The 12,282-nt window shown below is 48.3% G+C and carries 7 protein-coding genes; all 7 read left to right on the top strand.

Going from position 1 to position 12,282, the window contains the following annotated elements:
* Window positions 1-78 precede the first annotated feature (78 nt).
* The 7 genes from OCU49_RS07405 (at window position 79) to OCU49_RS07435 (ending at window position 12,076) form a co-directional block, all read left to right on the top strand.
* Entirely contained in the window at window positions 79-1,086 is a 1,008-nt protein-coding gene (locus OCU49_RS07405) for a metal-dependent hydrolase (protein WP_261844342.1), read from the top strand.
* Between the two features lie 260 nt (window positions 1,087-1,346).
* On the top strand, window positions 1,347-2,303 hold the full coding sequence (locus tag OCU49_RS07410; RefSeq protein WP_261844343.1) for an EamA family transporter: 957 nt from the start codon (window positions 1,347-1,349) through the stop codon (window positions 2,301-2,303).
* Between the two features lie 96 nt (window positions 2,304-2,399).
* Window positions 2,400-4,277 (top strand): exonuclease subunit SbcD, encoded by a 1,878-nt coding sequence (gene sbcD, locus OCU49_RS07415; protein ID WP_261844344.1) that lies wholly within the window; start codon window positions 2,400-2,402, stop codon window positions 4,275-4,277.
* Window positions 4,278-4,289: 12 nt separating this feature from the next.
* Entirely contained in the window at window positions 4,290-8,126 is a 3,837-nt protein-coding gene (locus tag OCU49_RS07420; RefSeq protein WP_261844345.1) for an AAA family ATPase, read from the top strand.
* Window positions 8,127-8,800: 674 nt separating this feature from the next.
* Window positions 8,801-9,310 carry a hypothetical protein gene (locus OCU49_RS07425; RefSeq protein ID WP_261844346.1) on the top strand — a complete coding sequence of 170 codons (510 nt, stop codon included), beginning with the start codon at window positions 8,801-8,803 and terminating at the stop codon, window positions 9,308-9,310.
* 352 nt (window positions 9,311-9,662) lie between these two features.
* A complete protein-coding gene (locus OCU49_RS07430) occupies window positions 9,663-11,384 on the top strand; it encodes a protein adenylyltransferase SelO (RefSeq protein ID WP_261844347.1) in 1,722 nt (573 codons plus the stop codon).
* 83 nt (window positions 11,385-11,467) lie between these two features.
* Window positions 11,468-12,076, top strand: coding sequence for a 3'-5' exonuclease (locus OCU49_RS07435; RefSeq protein ID WP_261844348.1), 609 nt, complete (start codon window positions 11,468-11,470; stop codon window positions 12,074-12,076).
* Window positions 12,077-12,282 lie beyond the last annotated feature (206 nt).

Raw genomic sequence — 12,282 nt, forward strand, 5'->3', positions numbered from 1 at the left:
TGTAAATTGACAGACAGCTACGTAGCATGGGCTCTTTGCATGTCAGTTTCGGGCATAATTTGAGGCATAAGCAGTTACATGGATTCAGTTACGCAGATAGCGTTGGGTGCAGCGCTTGGGCAAGCCGTATTAGGGCATAAAGTAGGTTACCGTGCTGCGCTTTGGGGCGGTGTTGTGGCGACCATACCTGATCTGGATGTGTTTGTGTCCATGGGCAGTGCAGTGGCAGATTTTACCTATCATCGCAGTTTCAGCCATTCACTGATTACGCTTAGCATATTGGCGCCGCTTCTGGCCTGGCTGATTAATAAATTTCATAAGCAGTACCCCGGCCTGCAACGGCAATGGTTGTTGCTGGTCTGGCTGGCGTTAGTTACCCATCCTATTCTTGATAGCTTTACCATCTACGGAACACAACTGTTCTGGCCATTGCCTGTGGTGCCGATAGGTACTGGCAGTGTATTTATCATTGATCCTCTGTACACAGTGCCGCTGTTAATTGGCGTTGCGCTGGCCTTGTCTTCCCGACAGGCTGACTGGGGGCGGCGAATGAACCGTATCGGTCTGGCATTTAGCAGTTTATATCTTGTCTGGGGTTTGTCTGCGCAGGCTTACGTCACTGGGATTGCTGAAGAAAACCTGGCTTCGGTAACGACTACAAGTGATCAGAAAAACGAATTGCTGGTAACAGCTGGCCCCTTTAATACTGTGTTATGGCGGGTTTTAGTGATGCAGGATGATGGCTATCTGGAAGGCTATTACTCATTATTCGATCCGGACCGCAGTATTGATTTTAAGCATTATGCAAATCAGCCGGAATTATTATCTGACTTACAGGATCACTGGCCGGTAACGCGTTTGCAGTGGTTCAGTAAAGGTTTTCTCAAAGTAGAGCATAGCAACGAGAATGACGTGGTTATATCTGATCTGCGGATGGGGTCGGAACCTGCTTATGTCTTTACCTTTAAAGTCGCCGAACAGGAAGGCGAACAGATAGTGCCTGTTACGGATCAGCGCATAGAACAACCCCGTGACTGGGGGCTGGCTAAACAATTACTACAGCGAATTGTCAGCCGCGATAACTGATAGCTGATCTACACCGGCAGAACCTTATCTGCCGGTGTTTTACGTTCGTTCTGTTTTAACTCTCCGTTTGTTTCAACTGTCCTGTCCATTTCAACTCTCTGTCTATTTCAGCTGTGCTGTTTATTTCTACGGAGACTGTCTCTGGACGCCGGACAGATATTCCCATAACCTGCTGTTTCTCTCTTAGCTGATGGTCTGAATCGACGGCCACTGGCTCTCTTGCTGCGCTGGCAGCACCATGCGTCAAGGATGCGAATAGAATGAATCTCAGAGATACTCTGCTGGGCCTGATTATTGTTGTGGTCTGGGGGTTCAACTTTGTAGTTATTGCCTGGGGGCTGGAAGGTATGCCGCCTCTGTTACTGGGTGGTTTACGCTTTTTACTGGTAGCAGTCTTAGGTTGCTGGTTTGTGGCCCGACCGGATGTCCCTTTACGCTGGCTACTGGCCTACGGTCTGACACTTGGCTTTGCCCAGTTCGCATTACTCTTTACTGCTATGCATCTGGGAATGCCCGCCGGGCTGGCATCGCTGGTGCTTCAGGCACAGGCGTTTTTCACCTTACTACTGGCATCTTTCTGGCTGAAGGAAGAGATTCGCAGTTATCAGTTACTGGCGATTATGATTGCCGGATCAGGCCTGGTAATGATCGGTTGGGGGGATGTCTGGTTCTCATCAACAGAGATTATTGCAGAAGACGTGCAGCAAAGCATGACTGCAATTGGCTTTGGCCTGACGATTGCCGCCGCTATTGCCTGGGCATTCGGTAATGTTGTTAACCGGGAAATTCACCAGCGCGGTTTTAATAAAACTAAAAACGGGGCGATCAGTTTAGTGGTTTGGTCTGCCTGGATACCACCGTTACCGTTTTTTGCTTTGTCGCTGTATCTTGAAGGGCCTTTGATAGAAAATGCGTTACTGAACATTGGCTTCAGCTCCATCTTTGCGCTGGTATATCTGGCACTGATCGCCACTATTCTGGGTTACAGTCTGTGGGGATACTTACTGAGCAGCTATCCGGTTTCGCAGGTAGCCCCTCTGACACTGGGTGTACCGGTTGTCGGCCTGAGCTGTGCTGCGTTATTGCTGGATGAACAACTCAGCAGTATGCAATGGCTGGGCATTCTACTGGTGCTGGCCGGGTTGGGCGTGAATATGCGCGGACCGCATGTTATGCGATGGTTATCCGGGTTATCTAAGGCCAGCGCTGTTAAGTAATTAGTGCGTTTTTTACGTGCTAATCGTCAGTGCTGTTCATAAGCGCTATTCATAAGCGCTATTTGTAAGTGCTATGACGTTAAGAATAAGATTTTAATGGCTGCTCCGCAGCCGGTGAATGAGTTAAATAATTACATGCGAATTTTGCATACATCTGACTGGCATCTCGGTCAGAACTTTATGGGTAAAAGTCGGCTGGATGAACATCGTCAGTTTTGTGACTGGGTGTTACAGCAGGTTCAGGAACAGGCGGTCGATGCGGTACTGATTGTTGGTGATGTTTTCGATACCGGCGCACCGCCGAGCTATGCCCGTGAATTGTATAACCATTTTATTGTTGAACTCAGCCGGTTGAATTGCCAGTTAGTTGTACTGGCAGGCAATCATGATTCAGTCGCTATGCTGAACGAATCTAAAACTTTGCTTGAACAGCTGAACACCCGGGTAATTGCTGGTGTTGGCGACGCAATTGATCAGCAGGTTATCGTCCTGAATCAGGCGGATGGTGAGCCCGGTGCAGTACTTTGTGCGGTGCCGTATCTGAGGCCCAGGGATCTGATGGTTAGCGAAGCTGGCCAGACTGGCAAGCAGAAACAGCAACAGTTAGGTCAGGCCATCAGTGACTTTTACCAGAGCCGTTATGAACTGGCGCAGCAGGTAGCAGCCGAACAAGGCGCTAATGAGGCACTGCCTATAGTTGCTACTGGCCACTTAACAGCAATGGGCGTTCAGACCAGCGAATCCGTTCGGGATATTTATGTTGGCTCATTGGAGGCCTTTCCAGCCAGTCATTTTCCACCGGCAGACTACATTGCCTTAGGCCATATTCACCGGCCGCAGAAAGTCGCTAAATCCGACACTATCCGTTATTGCGGCTCACCCATTCCACTCAGTTTTGATGAGTTACGCAGCCAAAAGCAGGTATTGCTGGTGGATGTGGCTCCCGGCAAAACCGCAGATGTAACTGTCCTGCCAATTCCTATGTTTCAACCGATGGCACAGCTTAAAGGTGATTTACAGGTAATAGCCGAGCAGCTGGCAGAGCTGGAAACCAATGATGTTTTGCCAATCTGGCTAACCATAGAAGTGAGCGCACAGTCGTATCTGAATGACCTGCAGCAGCGGATCCAGAGTTTAACTGCAGACTATAACGTAGAGGTTCTGCAGTTACGCCGCAGCCGGGTACAGAAGTCTGAACAGTCCGACAATGAGCAGCGTGAAACACTGGCGGAGTTAAATCCGCAGGATGTGTTTGAGCAACGGCTCGCCCGGGAAGATTTCAGCAGCGAAGAAGAACAAAACCGCCTGCAGCGCTTACGGGTTAATTTCGCCCAGGTACTGGGTGAAGTCCGAGACAACCTGAACGATGAAGATCAGGAACTGGCGGCACAATTGACCCAGGCTGCAAATGCTGTGACTCAAGCCTCTGTCAGTGACAAAACGAATATTGAAGAAGCCGTCAGGGAAGAGGTTACCAGCGAAGAAATTGTTGATGAAGAGCGGGTAACTCAGGTTGCTGAAGATTCAAGTACAGAGCTTTCATCTCCCGATCTGGATCAGGAAGCTGTTGTCGCAGAGCCAGAGCCAGAGCCAGAGCCAGAGCCAGAGCCAGAGCCAGAGCCAGAGCCAGAGCCAGAGCCAGAGCCAGAGCCAGAGCCAGAGCCAGAGGCTATTTCTGAAGCTACAGCCGAGTCAGAAGTGCTGGCTGTGGATGATTTGTTCGGCGGTGACTTACCTGAAAATAAGCCTGTAAGTAAACAGCCTGCAAATGAGCCAGAGAGTCAGCCCGCTAATGAATCTGAGGGCAAGCCTGCAGCCAGCTCTGAAGTGAAAGGTCTCTTTGTAAAAGCTTCTGAAAAAACTTCTGAGAAAGCGTCTGGAAAGAAGCCAGCATCTAAAAAAGCCACAGCGAAAAACAGTAAAGCAGCTGAGCCAGATGGCATGCAGCAACAATCACTGATCGATTTATTTTAAGGGTTCAGACGCATGAAAATTTTAAGTTTACGGCTGAAGAACCTGAACTCTCTTCAAGGTGAGTGGAAGCTGGATTTCACCCAGTCTCCGTTTGTTGATAACGGCCTGTTTGCCATCATCGGTGCCACCGGCGCGGGTAAAACAACCTTGCTGGACGCTATCTGTCTGGCGCTGTATCACCGTACGCCAAGGCTGAATAACTTCTCAAAAAACAGCAATGAGATGATGACCCGTGGCTGTGCTGAATGTCTGGCTGAGGTTGAGTTTGAAGTGCGGGGGCAGGGCTACCGGGCTTTCTGGAGCCAGCGCCGTTCACGGGATTCTGTCAGCGGTAATCTGCAGGATGCCAAAGTTGAGCTGGCCCGTATCAGTGACGGTAAGATTCTCGCCAGTCAGGTGAATAAGAAGCTTAAGCAGACAGAAGAACTGACCGGGCTGGATTTCAGTCGCTTCACCAAATCCATGATGCTCTCTCAGGGGCAGTTTGCTGCTTTCCTGAATGCTGATGCCAACGATAGGGCAGAGCTGCTAGAGGAACTAACTGGCACTGAGATCTACGGTAAAATTTCCGAGCGGGTGTACGACAAACATAAAGAAAGTAAAACCCATCTGGATAAGCTGCGTGCAGGTTTAGCGGCGTATTCATTGCTTAGCCCGGAAGAAACCGAAGAACTGCAAACTATGACTGCTCAGTTGCAGCAGCAGAGTAGTGAGTTGGATCAGCAAGCTAAGCAGGCACAACAGGCGCTGCATAAACAGCAGCAGCTTGCTAACGCACAGGCTCAGGTCGATGCTGCCCAGCAAGAATTACAAAACTGTGAACAGCAGCAACAGGCCAATAGTGCAGACTTCGAGCGGCTAAATCGCGCGCAGCCCGCAGAAAAGTTACGTCAGCCATTACAACAGTTACATCAGCGACGTGAGCAGCAGTCGCAGGCCCGACAGCAGCAAACCGAATTGCAGGAGCGGACCGATACATTGCAGGCTGAGCAGCAAAAGGCTGAACAGCTTAAATTAAGTACAGAACAACAAAGCCAGGCGGCTCAGGAAGAGCAGCAGACACTGGATACTTTGCTGGCTGAAAAAGTCATCCCGCTGGATGAAAAGATTAAAGCCTTACAGGAACAGCAGGCCGCTAAAAAAGCTGAACAGACTCAGGCCAGCGAACAGCTACAGGCTTTAACAGCTGCTTCTGAACAACAGCAACAACTGACACAATGTCTGAATCGCGAAGCCGAACTGAATAGTCAGCTGGAAAAGATCAACACTGTCACTCCGCGGATGGCGAATCTGGCAGAGCAACTGTCAGGCTGGAAGGTACAGTTTGAGTCACTGCAGCGCCTGCATAAGGAAACTGCAAATGCAGCTGATACCCTGCGTAATGGCCAGCAACAGCTAACTACTAGCCAGCAGAAGCAGGAAAGCCTGAAAGCAGAGCTGCTTCAGATGGAACAAAAGCTAGTCGCCAGTGATACTGACATTGCCAATCGGCAGCAACAAATAGCTGAGCTGCCAGTAAGTCTGGATGAGGCAGCACAGCAGCAGGAAGAGCAGCGCTTTAATCAGCTGTATCAGGCACGGGTTGAAATGGATAGCCTGACCGCTAACTGGTTACAGGGGCAGCAACGCCAGCAGGAAGGGCTGACAGCAGATGCAACACGTCAGCAACAATTAGAGCAGCTGAATAACCAGCGGGAAGAATTCCGTCAGCAATATGCTACGCATAACCAGACCTACAAAGACTTGAAAACGCTGCTGGAGCAGGAACGTAAAATTGCCGACCTGACGCAGTTACGTGAGCAACTGGAAGCAGATCAGCCTTGCCCCTTATGTGGCTCAAAAGAGCATCCGCTGGTCAGTGAATACCAGAGCCTTAATGTGCCGGAAACCCGACAGCGTTTTGATGCGGTTGAACAGGAGCTTGAAAAGGTTAAGCAGCAGGGCATGAATGTTGCCGGTGAAATAAAGTTATTCACCACTCAGCAACAGGACTGGCAAACGCAGTTACAGCAGTTACAGGCTGAGCAACAGGCGAGTGAGCAGCGCTGGCAGGATATCTGTCAGCAACTGGCAACCCAGTTACAGGTTCAGCTGCAACACCCTCTGCAAATAGGCGATCAGCCAGCATTGCAGCAGTTCCATTCGGATATACAGGCTCAGCAAGAAGCCTTCCAGCGTGTACGCCAGCAGGTTACGCAATTACAGCAGCAACTGACGGAACTGCAGAAACAGCGTTTACAGACAGATGAGCGTAGTCAGGGCTTACGTCAGCAACAGCAGCAGGTGGTTGAGTTTCTGAATACTCAGACGGCAGAAGTCCAGCGCCTGGAAGCAAGCCGTAAAGAGTATCTGGCGAATGCAGAGCAAACGGTCAATGAGCTAACCGCAGCTATTACACGCCAGACATTGCCTGTGCCTGACCTGCATGATGCCGAAGTTTGTGAAAGCTGGTTAATGCAGCAAGAGACGCTGGTCGCTGACTGGCAGAGCTGCCGTGACCAGTTACAGCAACTGCAACTGCAGATTAAGCAACTACAGGAAGCGATGGCTGAACAGTTGTCACAACAGCAACAGCTGGAGCAAAAAGTTAAAGACTTGCAGGCAGAAGCTGTCACTACAGATGCCGGCTTGCAGGAACTACAGGCCAGTCGTAAAGAAGTATTTGCCGAAGCAGATACCGGCGCAGCCCGTCAGCAGGCGGCAGAGAAAACAACGCTTGCCCGGCAAACTGCCGAGCAGGCACAGCTGCAATACCAACAGCTGCATAGCCAGTTACAGCAACTCAGCGGTCAGTTATCAGAGCTGAGCAGCCGTACACAACAGCAACAGGCAGAGCTGGAAGCCACAGAGCAAAACTGGCTCACACAGCTCAGTGAGAGTGCTTTCAGCGATGAAACAGAATTACTGGCAGCACTTCTGGGACCGCAGGAACAGGCGCGCCTGAGTGATCTGCAACGTGAGCTTGAGCTGCAGTTAAATGCTGCTAAAACCCGTCTCGAACAGGCCAGTCAGCAATTAGCCACGCTGTTACCTGATGAAGATTCTATAGATGACTCTTTAAACAGTTCTGCTGAAGGCTCTTTAGACAATTCTGTTGAAGGCTCTTTAAACAGCTTTGAAGATGCGTATCAGCCAGCAGCAACTGCCGAACAGCTAGCTGAACAGCTGGAGCAGCTGCAGAATCAGCACCGTGATGTAATCGAACAACAGGGGAAGAACAGCCACCGACTGGAAGACGATCTGCGTAAACGGTCTGAGCAGACTCAGTTACTGGCAGATATTGAACAGTGTGAAGCCGACTATGAAGATATCGGCTATCTGACCAGCCTGATTGGCTCTCAGAAAGGCGATAAATTCCGCAAGTTTGCCCAGAGCCTGACGCTGGAACACTTAGTACATCTGGCAAATAATCAGCTGCACCGTTTGCATGGTCGCTATCAGTTAAAACCTAAACAGGATCAGGCCGAAGCACTGGAGCTTCAGGTAGTCGATACCTGGCAGGGCGATGCCGTACGGGATACCAAGACCCTCTCCGGTGGCGAAAGCTTCCTGGTGAGTCTGGCACTGGCACTGGCGTTATCCGATCTGGTCAGCCAGAAAACCAGCATCGACTCCCTGTTCCTTGATGAAGGCTTCGGCACACTAGACAGTGCCACCCTCGACATTGCACTGGACGCACTGGATAACTTAAATGCCAGCGGCAAAATGATTGGCGTTATCAGCCACGTAGCCGCCCTGAAAGAACGGGTGCCGGTACAGATCCGAGTCAGAAAAACCAGCGGCGTAGGCATCAGTAAACTGGATGACCGGTTTGCCTGTGCGGATGAGGTGCTGGAAGAAACGGCTTAAGTTGTATTAGGGATGTTATACGGGTAAATAGAAAGATAGTTATAAGAGCAGTTTGTGTTTAGTTACTGCTGCTTGAGTATTCGTATGATTATGGAAGATGAGTGTATCTTGCAAGCTTGTAAAGCTTAACAGATCTTTAACCTTGTATGGGCACAGTAATAAATTGTTAAGTTTCCAATGGAGAGCAGATGAAATACCGGAATTTGATTTTATCCTTTCTATTTTTTACTTCTTTCGCAATAGCGCAGGAAGACTCTACTAAGGGTACTGACCTAGAAAAACTCTTTGTTTCCAAAGCTGCTTCATACTTTTGCTATGGCAATAAAAACTTCTTGCCCTGTATAAACAGGGATGTTGAACTGAGGTCAGAATCATGTATAGCGTATGTAATTCGTAGCTCAAAGGCTTGTGCTGACCAGCATATATATGGGGCGAATCTATCCAATCCAGATGCAGTTGAGAACATTGGAGTTGCCTATACGCAGTGCTCAATGCTAGAGATGCTAGAAGTTGAGGGTAAAACCTATGGAAATTTTGAGCAGTGTTTCAATAGTAATTACAGTGAATCGAATGTGCATCAAACACTTAACAAGTAGCTGAATAGGAAAAAATACTCGCTGGGCTCCCATTTTTCCAGTGAGCTAGGCGTTAGATCTCAGGAGTGAATGTAACTAATGGAGCCCGATTATAGTCGATACAGTTTAGATGAACTATTTGACGTTCAGGACAGAATTGACTCTGAGAAATATCCTGAACGGTTCGCAAGAATAAAACAGCAAATTCTTAGCAAGCAAAGAGAGTCAGTTCAAAAAGTTAATGAACTATTCAATATGGAAGATGCAGGTGTCTCTTTTGTTATAAATAAAACAGATGAAGATGATTTTGAAGTTAAAGTAGCGATTACGTACAACTTTATAACCTCGTATCAAAAAAACTGGCATAGCTTTGAGCTAAGCTCTAAAAAATTAAAATATTTAATAGAGTGCTTAACTGAAGGTATTGAGTCAAAACATGGTAGTACTAGTATTTTGCAAGCTAACCAGATGATTGTAAAAAGACGAAAAGTACCGGTTAAATTTTGCGAAGTTAGAATGTATCGTAGGTTTTTTATATTAGGGTTTAATATAGTACCTACTTCAATTTCAGGAAAAATAATTACGGGATTAAATAGAATTGAGATATAAAAAACTACATTGAGTGGGGGCTGCTAACGGTTTACTCAGTTGCACTTTGCTACAGATTTTAGAAAACTATTATCAGCCCCTCGTTGTGGAAAAGAGTAAAGGGTCAGGTCTTTCGTTTTGCCTCTTTAGAATATGGAATATCAGCAGGTACCTCTTTCCTCTTCTCGACCCATGCCTGAGCGTTATTGCACAGGTAGTAACATCTACAAAAACAACAAGCTCGTGCACAAAGTATTACAATGTATCTTTACGAGCCTCGGTATAAATAACTATGAAAAACCAACTGTCCCAGAACACCTCCCCGACTATATCGACGCTCGATGACCTTGCGAAATTGGCAGATTATTCCCTCATGGACTCACTTAACTGTGATCCTGATGCCACGGAAAATGGTGCTGATTACCTGCCGCGACAAGTCTTTTCAGGCCATTATGTCCCAGTTAATCCGACGCCAATTAAAGACCCGGAGTATGTAGCGCACAGCAACACCTTTTTTGCCGAGTTGGGCTTTGCCGACAGCTTGGCTGAGTCCGCCGACTTCATCCGCATGTTCTCCGGCGATATTTCTCAAACGCCAGAGCCAATGCGTAAGGTTGGCTGGGCGACTGGGTATGCACTTTCTATTTATGGCAATGAATATATCCGGCAGTGCCCGTTTCAAACCGGCAATGGTTATGGAGACGGCCGTGCAGTGTCTGTGCTTGAGGCGGTTATTAACGGACAGCGGTGGGAGATGCAGCTGAAAGGTGGTGGGCGCACGCCGTATTGTCGTGGTGCGGATGGTCGCGCTGTGTTGCGGTCCAGTATTCGTGAGTTTCTGGCTCAGGAGCACATGCACGCATTGGGTGTACCTACGACACGGTCTTTGAGTTTGTATGTTTCAAAAACCGAAAAGGTAAAGCGCCCCTGGTATTCACCGGGATCACGTTCGGAAAATCCCGACATGCATATTGCTGAGGCTGTTGCTATCTCGACGCGTGTGGCACCGTCGTTTCTCCGTGTTGGCCAACTTGAACTTTTTGCCCGCCGTACCCGTAACAACGAACACCCGACAGCGAGGGAAGAACTCGAAAAGATCGTCTTGCATTTGATTGAACGCGAGTATGCAGAGGTTATCGATAAGCAGCTTACTACTCAGGAAAAAGTAGTATCGCTGGCGCGCGAGTTTCGTAGCCGTCTTACTGCTTTGGTGGCGAACTGGATTCGCGTCGGTTTTTGTCAGGGTAATTTCAACAGTGATAACTGCGCAGCCGGTGGCTTTACACTTGATTTCGGCCCTTTTGGCTTTTGCGATGTGTTCCATCCGCATTATCAACCCTGGACCGGTGGTGGTCAGCATTTCTCGTTCATGAATCAGACAAACGCAGCGCAGCGTAACTTCGAAAGTTTCTGTTCGGCGCTACGGCCGCTGCTGGTATCACATCAGGACTATTTGCAGGAGCTGGAGGAGGTTCAAACCGAGTTTTCAACAGTCATGCATGGGCAAATGGAAAAGATGTGGGCTGCCAAATTGGGGCTGGACCTGAATATAGGCACATTAAATACAGAGTCTGACAAGGCTCTTTATAAGACTCTTTATGAGGAAGTGTTCAGTGAGCTGGGAGCACTTATGGTGCAAACACCTGTCGATTACACGATTTTCTTCCGCGAACTCTCATCCATTCCCGATGATATAGAGCCACTCAGGAAAAGCTTCTACAACAGCTTATACAAAAATAAGGCGCAGGATGCAGAAGCCCAAGCGATGGATAGCCGCTGGACAGAGTGGCTCGCTAAGTGGAAAACGCTCCTCAATAGCACCATTGATGTGAATGGGGATTCGCCTCAGTTCATTGAGGATATTTCCAGGCAGATGAAACTCATCAACCCAAAATACATTTTGCGTGAGTGGTTTCTTATGCCGGCTTATCAGCAGGCAACTGAGGGGAATTATGCCCTGATTCATGAGTTGCAGGACGTGATGACACAGCCATATGCAGAGCAGTCGAAGGACGTGGAAGATAAATACTACAGATTGAAACCGCCAGAGTTCTTTGAGGTAGGTGGCGTGTCTCATCTTAGTTGTTCGTCGTGATATTTCTCTCAGGAATACAGCGTTAGTCTTCGGTTTAGCACGCCGTTTACATTAGTCATTACGTGAATATAGGATCCACTATTGTGTCAGCAGACTCCCTTGTTGTACTTGATTTTGAAACCAGCGGAATGTCTCCCGATTATGGTGATCGGGCGATTGAGATTGGTGCTGTGCGTTTAGAGAATGGCGTAGTTGTTGATGAATTTCAGGCATTGATGAATCCTGGTTTCAGAATAACGGGGTTCATAGAAGGTTTCACCGGCATTACTAATCAGATGCTGGCGAAAGCGCCGAGCTGTGAAGAGGTGATGGCACAGTTTGCTGATTTTCTCGGTGATTCAAATCTGTTGGCCCATAACGCCAGTTTTGATCAACGTTTTCTTGATCATGAATTGAAACTGATCAGGCGTGAATACGCAGGTGCGTTTTGCTGTTCTATGCTGGTTAGCCGTCGGGTGTTTCAGGCGGCACCTAATCATAAACTCGGCACACTGGTTGATTATGTTAATTTGCCTGTGGAAGGCCAGTTTCACCGTGCACTGTATGATGCCCAAATGACGGCGGGTATCTGGCTGGCGATGCTGGCAAAAATTCGTGCGGATTATGGCTGTGGCACGATTAACTTTTCTACAATGCAAAAACTGAGTCGGGTCAGTAAGAAGCAAGTCGGAAAGTTTTTGGCAGCAATTTAAGCGATAACCTTTTTAGGGATAATCTTTTTAGGGGGGGGGCCTTTTAGGGATTATCCCTTATAGAGAGCTGGGGCCTAGAGAGAATGAACTCTCAGCGAGCAGCTTTTTCTTCTGTGTAGCAGAGCAGTGCAGCTAGCAACAGGTTAGCCTGATAAACTGTTTGGAAGGAGTGAGGGATTTGTCTTTTGCTCTTTCTCTGTATCTGT

Source organism: Aliamphritea ceti (assembly GCF_024347215.1).
GTDB lineage: Bacteria > Pseudomonadota > Gammaproteobacteria > Pseudomonadales > Balneatricaceae > Amphritea > Amphritea ceti.

Coding starts and splice junctions, on each gene's coding strand:
- sbcD (WP_261844344.1), top strand. CDS start 2,400: ATGGCTGCTCCGCAGCCGGTGAATGAGTTAAATAATTACATGCGAATT.
- OCU49_RS07405 (WP_261844342.1), top strand. CDS start 79: ATGGATTCAGTTACGCAGATAGCGTTGGGTGCAGCGCTTGGGCAAGCC.
- OCU49_RS07425 (WP_261844346.1), top strand. CDS start 8,801: ATGGAGCCCGATTATAGTCGATACAGTTTAGATGAACTATTTGACGTT.
- OCU49_RS07420 (WP_261844345.1), top strand. CDS start 4,290: ATGAAAATTTTAAGTTTACGGCTGAAGAACCTGAACTCTCTTCAAGGT.
- OCU49_RS07430 (WP_261844347.1), top strand. CDS start 9,663: ATGGACTCACTTAACTGTGATCCTGATGCCACGGAAAATGGTGCTGAT.
- OCU49_RS07410 (WP_261844343.1), top strand. CDS start 1,347: ATGAATCTCAGAGATACTCTGCTGGGCCTGATTATTGTTGTGGTCTGG.